This is a genomic window from Micromonospora sp. ATCC 39149 (assembly GCF_000158815.1).
Classification (GTDB): Bacteria; Actinomycetota; Actinomycetes; order Mycobacteriales; family Micromonosporaceae; genus Micromonospora.
The window spans coordinates 6,666,272-6,688,740 of record NZ_GG657738.1 but is presented as its reverse complement, the minus strand read 5'-3'; the positions used below and the strand labels follow the sequence as shown (position 1 = coordinate 6,688,740).

Annotated in this window: 14 protein-coding genes; 7 read left to right on the top strand and 7 right to left on the bottom strand. The window is 70.6% G+C overall.

All coding sequences use genetic code 11. The annotated features are described in order from the left end of the window. The coding region (locus tag MCAG_RS28835; RefSeq protein WP_083802475.1) for an aminotransferase class I/II-fold pyridoxal phosphate-dependent enzyme at nucleotides 1–1,562 on the bottom strand (1,562 nt) is incomplete at its 3' end. 23 nt (nucleotides 1,563–1,585) lie between these two features. Beyond that, complete coding sequence (locus tag MCAG_RS28830) at nucleotides 1,586–2,908, bottom strand: NAD(P)/FAD-dependent oxidoreductase (protein WP_007076465.1); 1,323 nt, start codon at nucleotides 2,906–2,908, stop codon at nucleotides 1,586–1,588. A 297-nt stretch (nucleotides 2,909–3,205) separates the two neighbouring features. Between MCAG_RS28830 and MCAG_RS28825 the strand changes: the two genes are divergently transcribed. Beyond that, on the top strand, nucleotides 3,206–3,784 hold the full coding sequence (locus MCAG_RS28825; RefSeq protein WP_050778117.1) for a DUF4334 domain-containing protein: 579 nt from the start codon (nucleotides 3,206–3,208) through the stop codon (nucleotides 3,782–3,784). A 95-nt stretch (nucleotides 3,785–3,879) separates the two neighbouring features. Here MCAG_RS28825 and MCAG_RS28820 read toward each other — a convergent pair whose 3' ends face one another. The 3 genes from MCAG_RS28820 to MCAG_RS28810 form a co-directional block, all read right to left on the bottom strand. Further along, entirely contained in the window at nucleotides 3,880–4,920 is a 1,041-nt protein-coding gene (locus MCAG_RS28820) for an IS630 family transposase (protein ID WP_036372447.1), read from the bottom strand. 48 nt (nucleotides 4,921–4,968) lie between these two features. Then, nucleotides 4,969–6,597 carry a CocE/NonD family hydrolase gene (locus tag MCAG_RS28815; protein ID WP_157548306.1) on the bottom strand — a complete coding sequence of 543 codons (1,629 nt, stop codon included), beginning with the start codon at nucleotides 6,595–6,597 and terminating at the stop codon, nucleotides 4,969–4,971. A gap of 452 nt (nucleotides 6,598–7,049) precedes the next feature. Then, the gene (locus tag MCAG_RS28810; protein WP_007076462.1) at nucleotides 7,050–8,216 is read right to left on the bottom strand and encodes a CdaR family transcriptional regulator; all 1,167 of its coding nucleotides are present in this window, start codon (nucleotides 8,214–8,216) and stop codon (nucleotides 7,050–7,052) included. A 143-nt stretch (nucleotides 8,217–8,359) separates the two neighbouring features. Between MCAG_RS28810 and MCAG_RS28805 the strand changes: the two genes are divergently transcribed. Together MCAG_RS28805 and MCAG_RS28800 are read left to right on the top strand one after the other, a co-directional pair. Next, nucleotides 8,360–10,684, top strand: coding sequence for an aminotransferase class III-fold pyridoxal phosphate-dependent enzyme (locus MCAG_RS28805; RefSeq protein WP_036378172.1), 2,325 nt, complete (start codon nucleotides 8,360–8,362; stop codon nucleotides 10,682–10,684). A 4-nt stretch (nucleotides 10,685–10,688) separates the two neighbouring features. Next, entirely contained in the window at nucleotides 10,689–12,278 is a 1,590-nt protein-coding gene (locus MCAG_RS28800) for an FGGY-family carbohydrate kinase (protein WP_007076460.1), read from the top strand. A gap of 68 nt (nucleotides 12,279–12,346) precedes the next feature. Here MCAG_RS28800 and MCAG_RS28795 read toward each other — a convergent pair whose 3' ends face one another. Continuing rightward, nucleotides 12,347–13,216 carry an LLM class F420-dependent oxidoreductase gene (locus tag MCAG_RS28795; protein WP_036375693.1) on the bottom strand — a complete coding sequence of 290 codons (870 nt, stop codon included), beginning with the start codon at nucleotides 13,214–13,216 and terminating at the stop codon, nucleotides 12,347–12,349. Between the two features lie 194 nt (nucleotides 13,217–13,410). Between MCAG_RS28795 and metH the strand changes: the two genes are divergently transcribed. After that, nucleotides 13,411–17,013: a methionine synthase gene (gene metH, locus MCAG_RS28790; protein ID WP_157548304.1), complete on the top strand. Its 3,603-nt coding sequence runs from the start codon at nucleotides 13,411–13,413 to the stop codon at nucleotides 17,011–17,013. A gap of 44 nt (nucleotides 17,014–17,057) precedes the next feature. Here metH and MCAG_RS28785 read toward each other — a convergent pair whose 3' ends face one another. After that, on the bottom strand, nucleotides 17,058–18,083 hold the full coding sequence (locus MCAG_RS28785) for a serine hydrolase (RefSeq protein WP_036375691.1): 1,026 nt from the start codon (nucleotides 18,081–18,083) through the stop codon (nucleotides 17,058–17,060). A 313-nt stretch (nucleotides 18,084–18,396) separates the two neighbouring features. Between MCAG_RS28785 and chvE the strand changes: the two genes are divergently transcribed. From chvE to mmsB, 3 genes are all read left to right on the top strand, one after another. Next, complete coding sequence (gene chvE / locus MCAG_RS28780; protein ID WP_036375689.1) at nucleotides 18,397–19,539, top strand: multiple monosaccharide ABC transporter substrate-binding protein; 1,143 nt, start codon at nucleotides 18,397–18,399, stop codon at nucleotides 19,537–19,539. 99 nt (nucleotides 19,540–19,638) lie between these two features. Then, on the top strand, nucleotides 19,639–21,177 hold the full coding sequence (gene mmsA, locus MCAG_RS28775) for a multiple monosaccharide ABC transporter ATP-binding protein (RefSeq protein WP_007076455.1): 1,539 nt from the start codon (nucleotides 19,639–19,641) through the stop codon (nucleotides 21,175–21,177). Continuing rightward, nucleotides 21,174–22,424, top strand: coding sequence for a multiple monosaccharide ABC transporter permease (gene mmsB / locus MCAG_RS28770; protein WP_007076454.1), 1,251 nt, complete (start codon nucleotides 21,174–21,176; stop codon nucleotides 22,422–22,424). The genes mmsA and mmsB overlap by 4 nt, the downstream gene beginning before the upstream one ends. The last annotated feature ends 45 nt before the right edge of the window (nucleotides 22,425–22,469 follow it).

Genomic DNA, 22,469 nt, shown 5'->3' with positions numbered 1-22,469 from the left:
TACCGGGCGGCGCTACCGAACGCGCTGGACAGGTACGCCCGGGAGTCCGCGATCGCACCGTCGATGATGCGGGCCGCCTCCCGGGCCTCCTCGGGCCGGTGACCGGCCTGCACCTGAAGCCGGAACCTCGACGACCCGGTCGGCGTGACCGGGAACTCCACCATGAACGCGAGCACTCCCCGGTCGAACAGCAGCCGGTTCGCGGTGCGGGCGAGCTTCTCGTTGCCGATCAGCAGCGGCACGATCGGCGACGGCTCCCCCATGCAGGTCAGCCCCCGGCCGGTCAGCTCGTCGCGCAGCGCGTGGATCGCGGTGAACAGCCGGGCGCGCAGCGCGTCCCCCTCAGGGGACCGGATGATCCGGGCGGCCTCCCGGACCACGGCGGTCTGCACCGGGGAGAGCGCGTTGGAGAAGAAATGAACACCGCTGAACATTTTGACGTACTGCTTCAACGCGGGCGAGTTCGACGCCACGAAGCCGCCGTTGGAGCAGAACGTCTTCGAGAAGGCGCCCATGACGACGTCGACCTCGCCGAGGAGGTTCTGCATCCCCAGCACGCCCGTGCCGCCCGGCCCCATCGAGCCGAGGTCGTGCGCCACGTCGACCAGCAGGGTGGCGTCGTGCTCCCGGCAGACCCGCTGGAGGGTCACCAGGTCCGGCCAGTCGGCATCGACCGAGAACAGGCCGTCGGTGACGACGAGGATGCCGTTGCGGCTGTCGTGCGACCGGATCTCGGTCAGGTGCTGCCGGACGGCCTCGACGTTGAGGTGCTCGTAGCGGACCACGTTGCGGGTCGCCGCCCGGGCGCCCTGCTGGAGGCAGGAGTGCGCGAGCCGGTCGATGACGACGTGGTCGGACTGGCGGACCAGCCCGACCACGGCCCCGAACCCCGCCGCCCAGCCGGTCGGGAAGAGCGTGACGTGGTCGAGCCCCACCAGGTCGCCGAGGGCCGCCTCCAGGTCCTCGGAGATCCGGGTGTTGCCGAGCACCATCGGCGAGCCGGCGCTGTGCGGGCCGTAGTCGCGCATCGCGCGGGCCGCCGCCTCCCGGATCGCCGGGTGGGTGTTGAACGACAGGTAGTCCTGCGAGTTGAAGTTGATGCCCCGGGTCCGCTTGCCCAGGTCGTTGGTGATCTGGGCGATGCTGTCCGGTGCCGCCTCCAACACCCGGGAGTACTGCCAGGTCTCCGTGCGGCGGCGGGCCTGCACCCAGTCGTGGAAGTCCTCGGTGCGGGCGAGCAGGTTCCGGCCGGCGGGGCGGTAGAAGTCGTACGCGTTCTTGTCCAGCGCGTACTCCTCGTCCGGGTCGACGGGGTTACGCAGGTGGGCCGGCTCCCACATCTCGGTCAGGTCCGCGACGACCCGGGCGAACTCGCCGTCGGCCGCCGACGCGTCGAGCGTCGCGAGGTCGTCCCAGGGGATGTGGGTGGCCCAGTTGCGGGTCATCTCGGAGACCTCGGCGGCGGTACGCGCCATGGCCTCGACGTCCCCGCGTCGGGCGGCGTCCAGGATGGCCTCGATCAGCTCGCCGTCGTCGCGTTGGTGCAGGTCGGTAATGATCATGGTGTCAGCTCCCTGGTTCGGCATCAGGCGAAGAGGTTCTGCTGGTACATGCGCGACGTCGCGGCGAAGTCGTCGAAGACCGGGTAGCCGGCGGACGACTCCTTGGCGGCGTCATTGAGCAGGAAGAGGTTGGACGCCTGGAAGAACTCCGAGACCGGCGCGACGTCGGCGTGCGTGGCGATGAACCGGTCGGTCTCCTCCTGGTTGCCGCGCAACGCGACGAACAGTTGCAGCTCGTCGTGCCGGTACGGCCGCATCTCGGCGAACGTGCACACGTAGTCGTAGTAGGCGGCGGCGTTCTGGCTGCGGCGGCGCCCCTCGTAAGCGGCCATCGCCTCGTCGAGCGACGCCTCGCCCGCCAGCCACCGGTGCAGGGCGGCGCTGGCCAGCTCCGCGTCGCGGAACGCGTGGGTCATGCCGATCGCGGTGCACTGGTCCTTGGCGGACTCGGCGTCGCCGACGAGCACCCAGCCGGGCCCGTGCAGCGGCCGGAGGAACCCCGACTGGTCCAGAGTTCCGTAGATCCGCTCCTCCCGGGTCCCTTGGGTGCGGACCAACTCGCCCAGCTCGGGGCTGACGAAGTCCAGCGCCCGCTGGACGTTGCCGGCCACGTCGGCACGGAACTCCCGGGACCACTCGCTCGGCCCCCAGACCAGGACCATGTTCTGCCCGAAGTTGGTCGGCACCACCGCGCAGCCGAGCCGGCCACGCCGGTGGATCTGCCCCCGGCCGGGGTCGAAGCCGGACCAGTAGCTCCAGTAGGCGAACGTGCACCGGGGGCGTTCGTCGAACCGGGGCAGGCCGAGGGTGCGCGCGACGAACGAGTTGCGGCCGTCGGCACCAACGACGATCCGGGCCCGTTCCTCGAACTCCTCGCCGCCGGCCGCGCGTCCCCGGACGCCGACGACCCGGCCTTCGGAGGTGATCAGCTCGCGTACGGTGCACTGGGTGCGGACCTCGGCGCCGGCCTTGGCCGCCGCCTCGACGAGGATCTGGTCCAGCAGGCGGCGGCGGACCGAGGCGTAGCTCTGCACCACGCCCGAGTCGTCGCCGTGCAGGTCCCGGAAGTACTCACGCAGCAGCTCAGTGGGCACCGAGCCGCTCAGCGGGATGCCGTCGTTGACGATGTCGATGACCGTGTGCGTGGGGGTCACGTCGGTGACCTGGTCCAGCAGGCCCCAACGGTTGAGGTAGGACATTCCGTGCGGCCACAGGAAATGCGTCGAGATGACGTCGCTGGGGAACGACGAGCGGTCCACCACGAGTACCCGGTGGCCCTGCCGGGCGAGCAGCAGGGCGGTTGCGGCACCCGCGCAGCGACCACCGACGACTATCGCGTCGTACATGATTCGTATCCTTCGAACGAGGGTCCGGCGGCCCCGTCGGGGAAGAAGACCTTCGGTGCGGTGGTCGAGCGAAACCGCGAAATGACGCCAAGAAGGTCCGCGACCCGGCGGGAAACAAACCGCCAAAGTACACAGTGGACAGACCAGGCGCGGCGCAAGGTCGAGGTTGTTGCACCGCGGATTTTCCGCTCCGTCGATAGCGGTGCCCGGTCGATGTCACCGGTGTCCGCCGCCTGGCCCGATCCGGGCGTAACGTCGATGGCACCGGGCCGATCACGCGATCAAGGAGATGCGACCATGTCGAACGCGGCAGAGCCGGCGGCCATCCTGCCGGCCCCGGGGAACCTGGAGACCGCCCTCGCCTGCTTCGACGGGCTCCCGCCGGTCACCGTCGAGGAGATGCTGGGCCCCTGGCGGGGCAGCGGCTTCGCGACGGGCCACCCACTCGACGGCCTGCTGGAGCACTACGGCTGGCACGGCAAGCGATTCGACAGCCCCGACGAAGTGCATCCGCTGGTCTTCTCCGCCGGCAGGAGACTGGTCAGCGTCAACCCGGCGCTGGTGCCGACGGGGCTGCTGGTGCGCCCGCCCGGCGTGGTGCGGACGCCACTGGCAATACGGGCCTTCGCCCTGGCCCGGCCGCTGCTGACCACGACCCGACCGACGGCGCGGCTACGGATGACCGAGTACCGGGGCGTGGTGTCGGCGACAATGTGCTACGACCGGCTGCCCATCCACGACGTGTTCCGCCGGGTCGACGAGCGCACGCTCCTCGGCGTCATGGACCTGCGCGGGTCCGACCGGCCGTTCGTGTTCGTGCTGACCCGAGACGAGGCAAGGCCGGGAGGCCATCCGCCGGTACCACACCGGCCTTGAGAGCGCGGGCCTCCTGGCTGGACCGCTGGCCGGCATGATCACCGGTTCGGGAGCGTGGGGGTCTGTTATTGACCCGTAAGGCAAATATGTGCTGTTCATCCGGCTGCGTAGCGGACTTCGGGCTTGCGGAACAGGGCTTTCACCGTTTCGGGTTGGTTCTGGCGGCGCCGTAGGTGCGAGGCGGCTGCGGCGGCGAGGTCGGTCGGGTTGGCCGGGTTCGCTTGTGCCACATGGCGTTTGACGTCGGCGTTGAGTAGTTCTACGGGGTTCAGCTCCGGTGCGTAGCCGGGCAGGAAGTGCATCTCAATGCTGCCAACGCGTGGGGCGAGCCAGTCGTGGACGGCCACTCGGCGGTGCACCGGGTGGCCGTCCACGATGAGGTGGATCTTCCGGTCGAGGTGGCGGACCAGACGGTCGAGCCAGGCCAGGAAGAGGGGGCCGGTGAACGAGCCGTGGTAGCAGGTGAAGTACAACTCGCCCTTGTTGCTGATCGCGGCCATCACGTTGACACCGAAGCGCCTGCCGGTCTTGGCCACCACCGGGGTCTGTCCCACCGGCGCCCAGGAGGTCCCCACCGAGGCGTCGGAGCGCAGTCCGGTCTGGTCCAGCCACAAGATGATGGCCTTCTCCTTACGCGCTTGGGCTTCGATGGCCGGGTACTCCTGCTCCAGCCACCGGGCAACGGCCTGCGGGTCCTGCTCGTAGGCCCGGCGGATCGGCTTCTGCGGCGACAGGCCCCACGAGCGCAGGTACTTGCCGATCGTCACCAGGGACAGGCCGACGCCGAACCAGTCACGGACCAGTTGGCGTACCTGCGGGCGGGTCCACACCAGGCCCGGCAACGCCACCTGGTCAGGGTTTTTGTGCAGCACCGCCCGCCGCACCCGGGCCTGCTGGCGGGCGTCGAGAGCTTTCTGCTCGCCGGGTCGCCGCCCTCGCTTACCGGCTTTGAGCGCTTTGTTCCCCTGGCGGTCAAAGGCGTTGACCCACCGGGACACCGCCTGCGGCGACACGCCGAGCACTGTGGCCACCGCCGCCTGAGTATGCCCGGCCTTCACCGCCGCGACCGCCCGACGACGCAGATCCTCTTGCGCCTGCGGAGAAAGCCGCCGCGCATCTCGTACCACAACACCCATACACAAACAACGATCACCACATGTTTGCGTTACGGGTCAATAACAGCCTCAGCCCACTACGGAGAGTGCGATCGTCGACTCGTACTGCGGTGACGTGTGAACCTCAAGCCGTACGGGCACCAGGTCGCTCGGTTCTGCCAGCGCGGCACCTGTACCGGGGTTGCGTGCGAAACGCGGATGCGCTCCTCCACTGACCTGGATGCGGATGCGGTGGCCCGGCTTGAAGTGGTAAGCCGTTGGCCACAGGGTGACCTCGACTCGCCGGACGCCGGAGGTGTCCGCTGCGCTCGCGCTCACCCGGGTGAGCCCGTCGCACACGTTCCATGAGCGGCCGGACGTGTCTACGTCACAGAGGCGTACGAAGATGTCGAAGTGGTCCCGCGACGCGCTGACGTATACCGTCGCGGTGACGGGGCCGAGCACCTCGACAACGGTGCCGAGCGGATCGCTGGTGTAGGTTCGCACATCCGGTCGCGCTTCCAGGCGTCGGTTGTCCTGTCGCCCGGCTGCTGCGGCGGCGAGTCGAGGACCGCCGAGCGCGGGCGTGGGGTCGTTGGGGTCGTAGGTGAAGACATCGCGGCCGTCCGAAGCTGCTGGCGTGGTGTGTAGCCCTCCGCCGGCGTGCAGGTACCACGGCCTGGGCCGGGCCCCGGGTGGCGGCCATTGCGGGTAGTCGCGCCACTGGTTCGAGCCGCCGATGTGCACCCGAACCGGGTGTTCGCGTACCGCAGGCCGACCCTCGGCGTTGGCCTTGTACCAGGCCACGGCCTCGCTCACCAAGCGTCGGAAGAGGCCGGAGCTGTTGTGTCTCCATGGCCCGATCGTCAGATGAGGCCGGCGACCGGCTTTGCACAGAGCTGCGTAGTCGTCGAGTTGGCAGGGCAGCATGACGTCGTACCAGCCTGCGATCATGTGGATCGGTGCCTGTACGTCGGCCACGCGTGACCGGTGATCGCGTTCGAGCCAGTACTCTCCGGCGGTGTCGTCCTCTGTCAGCCATTCCTGGAAGAAGCCGACTCGCTGTCCCGTCGCGACCCGGTCGGCTTCCGCCAGCGGCAGGTGGGCAAGAGCAGCGTGAAGTCGGGAGCGGCGCAGCCACGACTCGATGAGGGTTGGCTGGCGTTCGGGGTCCGATCCGAGCGCGCCCAGTCCCCACACCCAGGTCAGCGCGCTGTCGAGGGAGAACGCCCCGCCGGTGTAGAGGGAGCCGGTGAACTGGGCGGCGGTCGCGGCCATCGTCAACGCGATGAGCTGATCACCGGCGTCGGCCGCGAACCCCCACCCGGCGTAGCCGCTATAGCTGAAGCCGAAGACACAGAGTTGGCCCGCGTACCACGGCTGGTCGGCCAGCCAAGCAACTGTATCCAGACCGTCCTCCCGTTCGTGCCGCATCGGAGCGAACTCGCCAGTGCCCGCCGCGGTGCCGCGGCACGACTGCAGCACGACGTGGAATCCCTGCGCGGCGACCGCGCGGGCGACCCGCGGGTTGCTTCCGCCGCGCCCGTACGGGGTACGGATAAGAATGGTCGGCAACTCCCCCCGGTCGGTAGCGGGACTGTAGTGGTCGGCGGGCAGGCAGACGCCGTCGCGCATCGGTATTGGTAGATCACGCTCGATGGTGATCCGCCGGGTTGCTGGTGCGGGCAATCCCAACATTCGGCGCGTCGCCTCGTCCAAGGGCGTCAGCCAGCGTTTTACTGGCGACTGGCCATTGCCGGAAATGCCCGATGCCCGGATGTCGGGTCGTCGGTTGCTCGGCGGGTACTCGGGACTCGCGGCAGATGGGCGAAGGGGCTGCATTGTTGCTGAAACTCTCCGGTTGTTAACGTTAACATCAATGGTCCGACCGGCCGGTCGACGCGGAATCCTGTCGCCCGGCGATGCCGATTCACGGGCTCGTTGAGTCGACCGCCGGCCGCATCGAGGCGGAGCGGTGTCGCCGACCGCCACCTGGGGCCTTTCATGATCGTGCCCAACGGGCTGCGAGACATGGTGATCGCTGTCGGAAGTCACGTCAAGCTTGGCGAACGATTCCCTCGTACTGCAATGCCCGCTGCTCTACTGTCGACGGAAGTGCTGGGTCGCATCGGCAATCCGGACGGTTTAGGAATTCCACTGACAAACATCTTTTATGCCCCACCCGTGCGGCCGGCCAGCACAAGGAGCAACTCGAACCGGGCGGCGGGGTCGTCCAGGTCGTCGCCGTACAGCTCGCGCAGGCGCTTGACCCGGTAGCTGACCGTCTGCGGGTGCACGAACAGCTCCGTGGCCACCTCGGCCCGCGAGCCCCAGTGCCGTAGCCAGCTGTACAGGGTGACCAGCAGGCTTTCCCGCTGAGCCGGGCGCAGGTGCGCCAGGGGCGCCAGCCGGCGGGTGGTGAGCACCGCCAGCGCGCCGGTCTCCCCGCCCAGGGTCAGCGCGATCAGGTGATCGTCGACGAAGACCGGCCCCGGGTCTGTCCCGGCCAGCCCGGCGGTCAGCTCGGCGAGCCGGACCGCCGCCGGGGTCTGGGCCCAGCCCAGCGTGGGCCCCACCACCGCCCCGCGCCCCGCCAGGTCCTCGGCGAGCTGCGGGCGGGCGGCGCGGGGACCTGCCCGCAGCAGCAGCACGGCGTCGCGTCCGCGTTCCACCACGAGGCCGTCCGCGCCGTAGCGGAACCGGGCGTCGCGGGCCTGCTCCAGTGGCAGCACGACGGGCACCACCTCGTCCGGGCGCGGCCAGCCGATCCGCGCGGCGGCGGTTTCGACGGCGGCGGGCAGGCCGTCTCCGCGCAGCAGCAGCTCGGCGAGCTGCCGTCGCCGCCGATCGCCCTCCCCGGCCTGCTCGCGCAACTGGAGGGCGTAGCCGTCGGTGCTCGCGGCGGCCAGCTCGTCGACGTACGCGATGATCGCGTCGGAGAGATCGATCAACTCCCCGGTGTCGACGGGGCGCAGCCGGGCCAGCGACTCCGACGCGGTGCGCAGCATCAGCCGCGCCGCCGTGCGCAGCGCGGCCAGCAGCGCCTCGGGCCCACGGTCCTCGCGTGCCTCGCCGGCGCCGAGCGCGACGAACACCTCCCGGGCGCGCGGCGGCAGGGCGGGCTCGTCGGTGCCGACGAGGTCGAGGAAGCGGTCGAACGCGACCTGCACGGCAGTGCGCACGTCCCGGGCGAACTTGGCGTCGGAGATGGCGGCGAAGGCGGGCGTGGCCTCGGTGACGGCGGCGGCGACCGCCCCGATGGTGGCGGGCAGCTGGGAGCGCATCGCGGTGGCCAGGTCGGCGGGGAGCCGCTGCCAGGGGGGCGGAGACGCGGTCATGCCGCGATTTTGTCACGCGGTGATAAGCGGAAGCCCGATTCTCGTGTCCGGCGAGACGGTGCTCCGCGTCCGTCGCCCGGCGACGATGGACCTCGACGGGCATCCCCGTCGATCAGCCGTTGGCCCGGACCGAGGAGAGCGCCGTGGAGCACCGCACCTCCCGCCAGCACGTCGTCGACATGTGCCGCACCATGCTCGCGCGCGGCTACCTCAAGGCGACGGAGGGCAACGTGTCGGTCCGCGTCCCCGGCCGGGAGCTGTACGCGGTGACCCCCAGCAACTACGACTACGACCGGATGCGCGTCGAGGACGTCTGCATCGTCGACTTCGCCGGCAAGCACGTGCCCGACGACTCCGGTACGGGTCTCGCGCCGTCGATCGAGTGCGGGATGCACGCCAACATCTACCGGCAGCGGCCGGACGTCAACGCGATCGTGCACACCCACCAGCCGTACGCCTCGGCGCTGGCCTTCCTCCGCAAGCCCATTCCGGCGCTGACCGACGAGCAGGTGCGCTTCCTCGGCAAGCGGGTCGCCATCATCGACTACGCCCCGTCGGGCACCGCCTTCCTGGCCCGCAACGTGCAGAAGAAGGTCGCCGGCGGGGACAACGCCTTCATCATCGCCAACCACGGGATCGTGGCCCTGGGCACCGACCCCGACCGGGCGGTGTTCAACATGGCGCTGCTGGAGAAAGTCTCGATCGCCTACCTGATGGCACTGACGGCCGAGACCGGGAAGGTCTACACCATCCCGACCGCGATCCGCGAGATCGCCTTCGGCAAGCTGCGCGCCGACGAGAAGCGGATCGCCGCCCAGATCACCGAGGCGGTGCCGCCGCTGCGGGTACCCGTCGACGAGGAGCTGCCCAGCGCCGACACGACGGCCACCGCACTGGCCACCACCCGCCCGGACACCGCCGCGGACGAGGACAGCACCGCCGCGGACGAGGACGGCGCCGCCGCGACGGGCACGGACGCCGCCGTCGCCGACAGCAGCGACCCCGGCGGCGAGGCCGCCCGGCTCGGCTACGCCATCAGCGACTATCCCGATGTCGACGACGTGATGCGCCGCCTGCGGGCGCTGATCGCCCAGCCTGTCCGCGGGCTGCGCCACGACGCGATGCTCGACGTGCTCAACTACTTCGACACCAAGTGCCGGGCGAGCCGGGAGATCACCGACCGCGCGAAGCGGCGCATCCCCGGCGGCGTGCAGCACAACCTCGCCTTCAACTACCCGTTTCCGCTGGCCATCGAGCGGGCCGAGGGCGCGCACCTGGTCGACCGCGACGGCAACACCTACATCGACTTCCTCCAGGCCGGTGGCCCGACGATCCTGGGCAGCAACTACGGGCCGGTCAACGAGCGGGTCGCGGAGGTGGTCCGGGCGTCCGGGCCGGTGACCGGGCTGTTCCACGAGTACGAGCTCAAGCTCGCCGAGATCATCCACCGGTACCTGCCGCACGTGGAGATGTACCGGTCGCTCGGCTCGGGCACCGAGGCGGTCATGGCCGCGGTGCGCGGGGCGCGCGCGTTCACCGGCAAGAAGATGGTGATCAAGGTCGGCGGCGCGTACCACGGGTGGTCCGACACGATGGTGTACGGGCTGCGGGTGCCCGGCACGTACCGGATGAACGCCAAGGGCATCCCCTTCGGCGCGACCAGCCGCACCCGCGAGGCGTTCCCGCACGACCTGGGGCAGTTGCGGCGCAAGCTGATCGAGAACCGGCTGCGGGGCGGCACGGCCGCCGTCGTGGTCGAGCCCGTCGGCCCGGAGTCCGGCACCCGGCCGGTGCCACGCGACTTCAACGCCAGGGTACGCCAGCTCTGCGACGAGTTCGGCGCGCTGCTGATCTTCGACGAGGTCGTCACCGGCTTCCGCCTCGGCCTGGGCGGGGCGGCCGGCTACTTCGGCGTGACCCCCGACCTGACCGTGCTGGGCAAGGCCGTCTCCGGCGGGTACCCGATGGCCGGCGGCGTCGGCGGTCGCGCCGACGTGATGGCGGTCTTCGGCTCCGGCCTGGACGGCAAGAGCGGCGCGCACATCCAGGTCGGCGGGACGCTGTCGGCGAACCCGCTGTCCTGTGCGGCCGGTTACTTCGCCATCGAGGAGATGGCCCGCACGAATGCGCCGGTGATCGCCGGGCGGGCCGGCGACCGGCTCACCCGGGGCCTGCAACGGCTCATCGACCGCTACGGCCTGCCCTACGTCGCCTACAACCAGGGTTCGATCGTGCATCTGGAGTGCAGCGGCGTCATGCTGCTGGACATGCGCCACCCGGTGAAGCTGCTCAAGGAGAACAAGGCCCGCAAGCGGCTGATGGAGCAGATGGGCGCGGCGTACGCTGCCCACGGCATCATCACCCTGGCCGGCTCGCGGATGTACACCTCGATGGCCGACACCGACGAGGTCATCGACGACGCGCTCGCCCGCTTCGACCAGGTGTTCGCGCTGGTCGAAGGGGTCTGATCCGGTGGCAGCAACGGCACCACAGGTCCTCGCGATCGACCTGGGCACCTCCGCGATGAAGGCCGCCCTCGTCGCCGCCGACGGCACCGTCACCGGCTGGGCCGAGCGGGCCGTGCCGCTGCGGGTGCTGCCCGGCGGCGGTGCCGAGCAGGACCCGCACGCCTGGTGGGACGCCCTCGGGCAGGTCGCCGCCGACCTGGGCCGCGCCCACCCCGACCACCTGCGGGCGGTCACCGTCGTGTGCGCCTCCACGCAGGGCGAGGGGACCATCGCCGTCGACGCCGCCGGCGAGCCGCTGACCCCGTGCATCAGCTGGCTGGACATGCGCGGCGCGGCGAACCTGCGCCGCCAGTTCCGCGGCTTCCCCGCGTACCAGGGGTTGTCGGTGCGCCGCGTCGCGCGCTGGCTGCGCCTCACCGGCGGAATGCCGTCGCCCACCGGCAAGGACCCGGCGGCGCACATGCTGCTGATCCGCGACGAGATGCCGGAGGTCTACGCGCGCACCGCGTCGTTCCTCAACGTGCTCGACTGGATCAACCTGAAGCTGACCGGGCGGACGGTGGCGACCGTCGACTCGATTCTCACCTCGTGGGTGACCGACAACCGCCGGCCGGGCGACGTCCGCTACTCCCCCGCCCTGGTCGCCGACTGCGGCATCGACCGGGACAAGCTGCCGCCGATCGTCGCCTGCACCGAGGTGATCGGCACGCTGTCCCCGGTCGCCGCCGCGCACCTGGGCCTGCCGGAGTCGGTGCGGGTGGTGGCCGGCGCCATCGACAACACCGCCGCCGCGATCGGCGCGGGCACGACCGGCGACAACGCGCCGCACCTGTACCTCGGCACCTCGTCGTGGATCGCGGCCCACGTCCCGGCGAAGAAGACCGACGTGGTCGCCGGGATCGCGGCGGTGCCGTGCGCCGTGCCCGACCGGTACCTGATGACCGCGTTGCAGGCCACGGCCGGGGCCAACCTGACCTGGCTGCGCGACAAGGTCGTCGAGTACGACGACCCGCTGCTCGGCGCCGGGCAAGTCAGCCGCGACGAGGGCACGATCTTCGACGCGTTCGACATGATCATCCCGACGGTGCCGCCGGGCGCCAACGGGGTGCTCTACACCCCGTGGCTCTACGGCGAACGCGCCCCGGTCGACGACTCGAACCTACGCGGGGCCTTCCTCAACATCTCGCTGGACACCAACCGCTCCGACCTGCTGCGCGCGGTCTTCGAGGGCGTCGCGCTCAACACCCGCTGGCTGTTTCGGGCGGTCGACCGGTTCCTCGGCGCGCCGGTCACCTCGCTGGCGATCACCGGCGGCGGGGCGCTGTCGGACTCGTGGTGCCAGATCTTCGCCGACGTGCTCGGCGTCGAGATCCGGCGCGACGCGAACCCCCTCGCGGTCAACGCCCGGGGCGCGGGCTGGATCGGCGCGGTCGGCACCGGGATGGTCACCTTCGCCGACATTCCCGCCCTGATGCGCAGCGACCGGGTCTTCGCGCCGACGCCGGCCCACCGGGCGACCTACGACGAGATCTTCGACGTCTACCGCCAGTTACACCGGCGGCTGGCCCCCGTGTACCGGCGGCTCAACCGCTAGACCGCCCGCGCACCGGCCGCCCGCGCACCGGGGCTTCGGGCCGGGGCGCGGGCGGTCGGTCGGGCCGGTCAGGAAAGGTCGGCGAGCCTCGGCAGCACCTCGTCGGCGATCCGCCGGGTGAACTCCACCGGGTGCCGGTCCGGCATGACCTGCACCTCGGTCACCCCGAGCGCGGCGTACGCGGCCACGTCGGCGACGAACGCGTCGACGTCGACCAGCGCCGGCCGCATGACGAGCGCCGTCTTGGTGATGGTGTCGTAGTCCCGGCCCTCGGCGGCGCAGTGGCCGCGCAGCACGTCCAGCTTGCGGGCCACCTCGTCGGGGCTGGTGCCGAACAGGTTGCACGCGTCGGCGTAGCGGGCGACCAACAGCAGCGTCCTACGCTCGCCCCCGCCGCCGATCATGATCGGCGGGTGCGGGCGGCGCGGCGGCTGCGGCGAGTTCAGCGTCTCGGCGAGCCGGTAGTGCCGGCCCTCGAAGGGCCCGTCGTTCTCGCTCCACATCTGCTGGCAGATCCGCAGCGTCTCCTCCAGCCGCTCGAACCGCTCGGCCACTGGGACGACCGGCACGCCCAGCCCGCGCTGCTCCCGCTCGTACCAGGACGCGCCGATGCCGAGGCGGGCCCGGCCGCCGGAGAGCACGTCCAGCGTGGTCACGATCTTGGCCAGCAGCCCCGGGTACCGGTACATCACGCCGGTGACCAGCACGCCCAGCGTCATCCGCCGGGTCAGCGCCGCGACGTACCCCAGGGTGGTGTACGCCTCCAGCATCGGCTCCTCGGCCGGGGCCTGCGCCTCCATCTGGAAGTAGTGGTCCATCACCGTGAACGACGCGAACCCCGCCTGCTCGGCGAGGGTGGCGGTCTCGGCCAGGGTCGGCGCGATCGCCGCCGGGTCGGCCGGGGTCGAGAACGTCCAGTAGTGCAGCCCGAGTTCCATCTTCACGCACCTCCGCGTCGAGCCTAGTGTCGACCGGGCCGTCGCACTTGCTGGGAACGGTACGGCGGGGCCGGGTCACTATCCGGTAGTCTCCGGCTACCAGGGCGAGAGGCGCTGCGACGGGCCCGGCCCGCCACGCTCGACCTGGGAGCATGCGAACCAAGGGCGCCTCCGAGACATCGGGGGTGGTCGCTATGAGTTCGTCCGTCGACAGGTCAGACGCGGTTTCGGCGCTGCGGCGGCTGCTGGGCGAGCGCATCGCGGTGCTCGACGGCGCCTGGGGCACGATGTTGCAGGGCGCGCGGCTCTCCCCCGCCGACTACCGGGGCGACCTGATCGGCGACGACCACCCCTGCGACGTCACCGGCGATCCCGACCTGCTCAACCTGACCCGCCCCGACCTGATCCTGGATGTGCACCGGCAGTACCTGGCGGCGGGTGCCGACATCACCACCACCAACACGTTCACCGCCACGAGCATCGGTCAGGCCGACTATGGCCTGGAGGCGCTGGCGCGGGACATGAACGTGCGCGGCGCCCAGCTCGCCCGCCAGGCCGCGGACGAGGCGGGCGGGCGGTTCGTCGCCGGCTCCGTCGGCCCGCTCAACGTCACCCTGTCGCTGTCGCCGCGCGTGGAGGACCCCGCGTACCGGGCGGTCACGTTCGACGACGTCAAAGACGCGTACGCGGAACAGATGGCGGCGCTGGCCGAGGGCGGGGTCGACCTGCTGCTGGTGGAGACGGTCTTCGACACGCTCAACGCGAAGGCGGCGATCGCCGCGGCCCGCGAGGCGGCGCCCCGGTTGCCCCTGTGGATCTCCGTCACGGTGGTGGACCTGAGCGGCCGCACGCTGTCGGGCCAGACCGTGGAGGCGTTCTGGCGCTCGATCGCGCACGCCGAACCGCTGGTCGTCGGCGTGAACTGCGCGCTCGGCGCGGCGGAGATGCGCCCGCACGTGGCGGAGCTCTCCCGACTGGCCGGCAGCTACGTCGCCGCGCATCCCAACGCGGGGCTGCCCAACGCGTTCGGCGGCTACGACCAGACGCCCGAGGAGATCGGCGCGCTGCTCGGCGAGTTCGCCAGCGACGGCCTAGTCAACATCGTCGGCGGCTGCTGCGGGACGACCCCGCCGCACATCGCCGGGATCGCCGCGGCGGTCCGGGGCGTCGCGCCGCGACCGGTCGCCCGGGAGGTGCCGGCGACCCGGTTCAGCGGCCTGGAGCCGTTCACGATCGGGCCCGACACCGGGTTCGTGATGATCGGCGAGCGGACGAACGTGACCGGCTCGGCGAGGTTCCGCCGGCTCGTCGAGGCCGACGACTACCAGGCCGCGGTCGACGTGGCGGTGGAGCAGGTGCGCGGCGGTGCGAACCTGCTGGACGTCAACATGGACGCCGACCTGCTCGACAGCGAGCAGGCGATGGTCACGTTCCTGAACCTGATCGCCACCGAGCCCGAGGTGGCCCGGATTCCGATCATGATCGACAGCTCCCGGTGGAGTGTGCTCGAAGCCGGCCTCAAGTGCGTGCAGGGCAAGGGCGTGGTCAACTCGATCAGCCTGAAGGAGGGTGAGGAGCCGTTCCTCGCCCAGGCCCGGGCGATCCGCGGTTACGGCGCGGGCGTGGTGGTCATGGCGTTCGACGAGCAGGGCCAGGCCGACACCAGCGAGCGCAAGGTCCAGATCTGCGGGCGGGCGTACGACCTGCTGGTGGGCGAGGCCGGCTTCGCGCCCGAGGACATCATCTTCGACCCGAACGTGCTGGCCGTGGCCACCGGCATGGCCGAGCACAACGGCTACGCGAAGGAATTCATCGACGCCCTGCCGCTGATCAAGGCCCGCTGCCCTGGCGCGCGCACCAGCGGCGGGATCTCGAACCTGTCGTTCGCGTTCCGCGGCAACGACGTGGTACGCGAGGCGATGCACTCGGCGTTCCTGTTCCACGCCGTGCGGGCCGGGCTGGACATGGGCATCGTCAACGCCGGCCAGCTCAGCGTCTACGAGAACATCCCGGCGGACCTGCTCGAACTGGTCGAGGACGTCATCTTCGACCGCCGACCCGACGCCACCGACCGGCTGGTCGCGTTCGCGTCCACAGTCACCGGTTCCGGGACCAAGCGGGAGGTCGACCTGTCCTGGCGTGCCGCCCCGGTCGCCGAGCGGCTCAAGCACGCGCTGGTGCACGGCATCGTCGACCACGTCGAGGCCGACACCGAGGAGGCCCGCCTGCTGCTGGACCGTCCCCTCGACGTCATCGAGGGCCCGCTGATGGACGGCATGAGAGTCGTCGGCGACCTGTTCGGCGCGGGGAAGATGTTCCTGCCGCAGGTGGTCAAGAGTGCCCGGGTGATGAAGCGGTCGGTCGCCTACCTGGAGCCGTACATGAGCAAGGAGCGGGCCGCCGGGCAGGGCCAGGGCAAGGTCGTCCTCGCCACCGTCAAGGGCGACGTGCACGACATCGGCAAGAACATCGTCGGCGTCGTCCTCGGCTGCAACAACTACGAGGTAATCGACCTCGGCGTGATGGTGCCGACCGCGCGGATCCTGGACACCGCGGTGGCCGAGGGCGCCGACGCGATCGGCCTGTCCGGGCTGATCACCCCGTCGCTGGACGAGATGGTCGCCGTCGCCACCGAGATGCAGCGCCGGGGGCTGCGGATGCCGCTGCTCATCGGCGGGGCGACCACCTCCCGGCAGCACACGGCGGTGCGCATCGCCCCCGCGTACGAGGGGCCCACGGTGCACGTGCTCGACGCGTCCCGGGTCGTCGGCGTGGTCTCCGACCTGCTCGACGCCGGCCGCGCGCAGACCCTCGACACGGCGAACCGGGCCGAGCAGGAGCGGCTGCGCGCGCAGCACGCCAACCGGCACGCCCAGCCGTTGCTCACCCTCGCCCAGGCCCGCGCCAACCGCGAGCGGGTCGACTTCGCCGACCTGCCGGTGCCCGCGTTCACGGGCGTGCGCACCGTCGAGCCGACCCTCGCCGAGCTGCGCGAGATGATCGACTGGCAGTTCCTGTTCCTGGCGTGGGAGCTAAAGGGCAAGTTCCCGGCGATTCTCGACCAGCCCGTCGCCCGCGAGCTCTACGACGACGCCAACACCCTGCTCGACGCGATCATCGCCGACGGGTCGCTGCGCGCCCGGGGCACGTACGGCTTCTGGACGGCCCACGCCGAGGGCGACGACATCGTCCTGGACGACGCCGGAGTGCGCCTGCCGATGCTGCGCCAGCAGACCGCCAAGCCCGCCGGCCGCGCCAACCGCTGCCTGGCCGACTACGTGGCGCCGGCCGGCGACCACCTTGGCGGCTTCGCGGTCGCCGTGCACGGCGCCGAGGAACTGGCCGCCCGGTACGAGGCCGAGCACGACGACTACCGCGCGATCATGGTCAAGGCGCTGGCCGACCGGCTCGCCGAGGCGTTCGCCGAGCACCTGCACCTGCGGGCCCGCCGCGACTGGTTCGAGCCTGACGCCGCCCCGGCGCTGGAGGATCTGCACGCCGAGCGGTTCCGGGGCATCCGTCCCGCGCTGGGCTACCCGGCCAGCCCGGACCACAGCGAGAAGCGCGACCTGTTCGACCTGCTCGGCGCGGAGACGCTCGGCATCGGCCTGACGGAGTCGTACGCGATGACGCCTGCGGCCAGCGTCAGCGGCCTGATTTTCGCGCATCCGGACTCGCGGTACTTCACCGTCGGGCGCATCGGCCGCGACCAGGCCGAGGACTACGCGGCCCGCCGCCGCGTCGCCCTCGCCGAGGTCGAACGCTGGCTGCGGCCGAACCTCGCCTACGAGCCCTGACCGGCGGGCCGGGCCCGCTGGCGGCGGGCCCGGCGGCCGATGGGTCAGCCGCCGTCGACCGGGCGGAACGGCGCGACGTGGTGCCGGGAGCGGGTCGTGCGGTTGGTGGTCGCGGAGATCGCGTCGAACATGGTCCGGCCGAGGACCGCGTGCGCCTGCACCGCCGGATGGGTCGACCCGTAGTTGTCCAGGTGGCCGAGGGAGTCGGCGAACAGCGCGTACGTCAGGGTGGGTGCCCCGGCGGCGTCGAACATGATGCCGGCCTCGTGCCGGGCGGCGCCGAGGTCGTCGAAGTCGGCGCCGTACTTGGTGGCGACCCGGCTGCGCTCGGCCGACGACATGGTGCGCCGGATCCCGTCGTGGTAGCCGTTGATCCAGCGGAGGATGCCGAGGAGGAAGTTGGCCGACCGGGGGGTCAGGATGGTCTTGTTGGCCAGCCGCCACAGCAGGTCGTGCGTCTCGCGCGGCGTGGTGACGCCGAGGTAGAACCGGTTCGGGTTGGCGACCGGCTCGACGCGGGTGTGGGTGAACCCCTTCGCGGCGAGGATGTCGTTGATTTCCAGCGCCGGCACCACCCGGCCGCACATGCGCACCGCCGTGTTGTCGGAGACGAGCAGCATCGCGGTGAGGAAGTTGGCCACTGTGACCTCGTCGCCCCAGACGGTCTGCAGAAAGTAGATGCCGGTGCCGCCGAGGATGATGTCCGCGTTCAGGTCGAGGCGCTGGTCCAGCCGGAGCTGCCCGCGATCGATTTTGTCCATCACGGCGACGGCGACGGCGAGCTTCTGCACGCTGTAGCCGTGCGTGACGCGGTCGGCGTCGTCCGCCACGACGGTCTCGAGCGCTCCGGCCCCGTCGACCATCGCGATATGGGCGTGCCACACACCGCCGGCCTTAACCTTCTGCTCGAGGTAGGTCCGCCGGATCGCCTCGGCGCATCCGCCGGTGCGGACCTGTGTGGCCGCCGGCGGTGTCCTGCCCTCGGCGGCGGCGGCCTGACCGGTGGCGGCGAGCGCCGCCGCTGCCGCGCCCATTCCGATGGCGGCCCGACGAGTGACGTTCTTGGTCATGTAACCCTCCCCATTGTCGCCGACGATCCTCCCAGACATGTCCATGCGGTGACGCCCCGGACAAGCCGGGGCGATCCCGGCGGGTCCCGGTCCTCGGGACAGGGTCGCCGCCCCCCGTAACCTTGCATTGCTTGGCGGTCGGCGCGACAAACGCCCAGGTCCGGAGCGGTGGGCCGAGTGGTCGGTGCCGTTACGAGAACGTGACCAGGGCATTTCTCGCAAGCTGTTGACCAGGCCAATGTGAGCGCTAACACTGTCTCGGGGCGCGATCGCGGCCCGACATTTCGGCACAAGGTCCTGGGAGGGGAAGCCTGTGGCCAGACGATTTTTGGTGGCACTCGGCAGCGCCGTGCTGGCGCTCAGCATGGCGGCGTGCGGCGGCGAGGGAGCCGGCGGGGGCGGCGACACCGCCGACAAGAAGCCCACCGACCTGACCATCGGTGTCTCCATGCCGACGCAGACCTCGGAGCGGTGGATCGCCGACGGCAACGCGGTGAAGGAGAAGCTGCAGGCCAAGGGATACAAGGTCGACCTGCAGTACGCCGGGGACGACATCCCCACCCAGTCGCAGCAGATCGACCAGATGATCACGCAGGGCGCGGACGTCCTGGTCATCGCGGCGATCGACGGCACGGCGCTCAGCGGTCAGCTTCAGGCCGCCGCCGAGGCCAAGATCCCGGTCATCGCGTACGACCGGCTCATCCTCGGCAGCCCGAACGTCGACTTCTACGTCAGCTTCGACAACTACAAGGTCGGCGTCGCCCAGGCCACCGCGCTGCTGGTCGGCCTCGGCCTGAAGAACAAGGACGGCTCCAAGGGCAGCGCGACCGGGCCGTTCACCGTCGAGCTGTTCGCCGGCTCGCTCGACGACAACAACACCGCGTACTTCTTCGGCGGCGCGATGGACACGCTCAAGCCGTACCTCGACAGCGGCACGCTGAAGGTGAAGTCCGGCCAGACGAAGATCGAGCAGGCGGCGACCCTGCGGTGGCAGCAGGAGACCGCCCAGAAGCGGATGGAGGACCTGCTCACGTCGAGCTACAACGACGGGTCCAAGGTGGACGGCGTGTTGTCGCCGTACGACGGGATCTCCCGGGGCATCATCACCGCGCTGCAGAACGCCGGCTACGGCGGCTCGGGCAAGAAGCTGCCGGTGGTGACCGGCCAGGACGCCGAGATCGCCTCGATCAAGCTCATCAACGACGGCGTGCAGAGCTCCACCGTCTTCAAGGACACCCGGCTGCTGGCCGAGCAGGCCGCGATCGCCTCGGAGGCGTTCCTCCAGAAGAAGCAGCCGCAGGCCAACGACACCACGACCTACAACAACAAGGTCAAGGTCGTCCCGGCGTACCTGCTGCCGATCCAGACCATCTACAAGGAGGACATCAAGTCCGCGCTGATCGACTCCGGTTACTGGTCGGCCGAGGAAGTTGCCTCCGGGCAGGCCAAGAAGTGACGGTCCCGTCGGGCCCGGCGCCGGTCGGCGCCGGGCCCGACGGACGCCTCGCCCCGGGCAACGACGCCCCCACGAACCCCCACCAGCGAGAGGACGACCGTGAGCGACACCATCCTCGAGATGCGCAACATCACCAAGACGTTTCCCGGGGTGGCGGCGCTCCAGGACGTCTCGATCGTCGTGCGGCGCGGCGAGATCCACGCCATCTGCGGCGAGAACGGCGCCGGCAAGTCCACCCTGATGAAGGTGTTGTCAGGGGTGTACCCGGCGGGCAGCTACGAAGGTGAGATCATCTTCGACGGCCGGCCCGTGCACTTTCGCGGCATCCGCGACAGCGAGGCCCAGGGCGTCGTCATCATCCACCAGGAGCTCGCCCTGGTGCCGCACCTCTCGATCGCCGAGAACATCTTTCTCGGCAACGAGCGCTGCGGACGCACCGGCCTCATCGACTGGAACCGCGCCAACGCCGACGCGACGGCCCTGCTGGAGTCCGTCGGCCTGCGCGAGAACGCCGTCACGCCGATCGTCGCGCTCGGCGTCGGCAAGCAACAGCTCGTCGAGATCGCCAAGGCGCTGTCGAAGGAGGTGAAGCTGCTCATCCTGGACGAGCCGACCGCCGCCCTCAACGACGTCGACTCGGCGCACCTGCTCGACCTGCTGCGGCGGCTGCGCGATCGGGGCATCACCTGCATCATGATCTCGCACAAGCTCGGCGAGATCACCGCGATCGCCGACTCGATCACCGTGCTACGCGACGGCCGTACCGTCGAACGGCTCGACGTGCGCTCCGCCGAGGTGACCCAGGACCGGATCATCCGCGGCATGGTCGGCCGCGACCTGCACAGTTTCTACCCCGACCGGGTGTCGTCCCCCGGCGAGGAGGTGCTGCGCGTGGAGAACTGGACGGTGCGCCACCCCACCCAGGACCGCCGGGTGGTCGACGACGTCAGCTTCACCGTCCGCGCCGGCGAGGTCGTCGGCATCGCCGGGCTGATGGGGGCCGGGCGCACCGAGCTGGCCATGAGCATGTTCGGCCGCTCGTACGGGCGCGACATCACCGGCCGGCTGTTCCTGCGCGGCCGGGAGATCAGGGCGCGCACGGTCGCGGAGGCGATCGGCAACGGCATCGCGTACGCCACGGAGGACCGCAAGCGGTACGGGCTCAACCTCATCGACGACATCCGCCACAACGTCTCGGCGGCGGCGCTGCGCAAGCTCGCCCGCTTCGGGTGGGTGCACGACAACGAGGAGATCCGGGTCGCCGAGGCCAGCCGGCGCGACATGAACATCAAGGCGCCCAGCGTCATGGCCACGGTCGGCAAGCTCTCCGGCGGCAACCAGCAGAAGGTTGTCCTGTCGAAGTGGCTGTTCACCGACCCGGAAGTGCTGATCCTCGACGAGCCCACCCGCGGCATCGACGTCGGGGCGAAGTTCGAGATCTACACGATCGTCAACCGGCTCGTGGCGCAGGGCAAGGCGGTCGTGATGATCTCCTCCGAGCTGCCCGAGCTGCTCGGAATGTGCGACCGCATCTACACGCTCGCGGCGGGCCGGCTCACCGGCGAGCTGCCGGTGAGCGAGGCCACCCAGGAAAAGCTCATGCAGCTCATGGCGAAGGACAAGGAACCGGCACGATGACCGACGTCAAATCCTCCTCCACCGGGCAGGGCCCGTCGGCCGACCAGGCCCCCGCCCGCGCCCTGCACACCGGCATCAGCGACCCGCGTACGCTGGTCATGCGCAACCTGCGCCAGAGCGGCATCTTCGTCGCCCTCGTCGTCATCGTCGCGCTCTTCGCCGTCCTGACCGACGGCGTGTCGCTGAGCCCGGGCAACATCACCAACATCGTCCTGCAGTACTCCTACATCCTCGTGCTCGCCATCGGCATGGTCATCGTGATCATCGGCGGGCACATCGACCTGTCGGTCGGCTCGGTGGTGGCGCTCACTGGCTCGGTCTCCGCGGTGCTCGTCATCCAGCAGGGCCATCCGTGGTGGCTCGGGGTGCTGGCCGCGTTGGCCGTCGGCCTCGCCGTCGGTGCCTGGCACGGCTTCTGGGTCGCCTACGCCGGCATCCCCGCCTTCATCGTGACGCTCGCCGGCATGCTCCTGTTCCGCGGCCTCACCCTGCGGGTCCTGGACAACATCTCGCTGTCGCCGTTCCCGGCCGAGTACCAGCGGATCGCGGCGGGCTTCCTCAACGGGCTCCTCGGTGGGCAGGGCTTCGACGCGTTCACGCTGCTCATCGGCGGCGTCGCGGTCGCCGGGTACGCGGTCAGCGGCTTCCGCACCCGGGTGGCGCGCATCCGGTATCAGCAGCCGGTCGAGTCGTTCCCGCTGTTCGTCGCCCGGGTCGTGCTGGTGGGCGCGGTCGTCATGTACTTCGCCTGGCAGTTGGCCCACGCGCGGGGCCTGCCGATCGTGCTGATCGTGCTGGCGGTGCTCGTCCTCGCGTACGGCCTGCTGACCCGGCGCACCGTCTTCGGCCGTCAGGTCTACGCGATCGGCGGCAACCTTCCCGCGGCCATGCTGTCCGGGGTGAAGGTCCGCACCGTCAACTTCTGGGTCTTCGTCAACATGGGCTTCCTGTCGGCCGTGGCGGGCATCATCTACTCCTCGCGCTCCAACGGGGCGCAGCCCGCCGCCGGCAACATGTTCGAACTCGACGCGATCGCCGCCGCGTTCATCGGTGGCGCGGCGGTCACCGGCGGGGTCGGCACCGTCGTAGGCGCCATGGTCGGCGGCCTCATCATGGCCGTGATGAGCAACGGCATGCAGCTCATGGGCGTCGACCAGTCGATGCAGTCGGTGGTCAAGGGCCTGGTCCTGCTCGTCGCCGTCGCGTTCGACGTCTACAACAAGCGCCGCGCCGGGGCGTCCCGCTGAGGGCTGGGCCGCGACGGGCCAGGTGATCGGACACGGGCCGCAGGA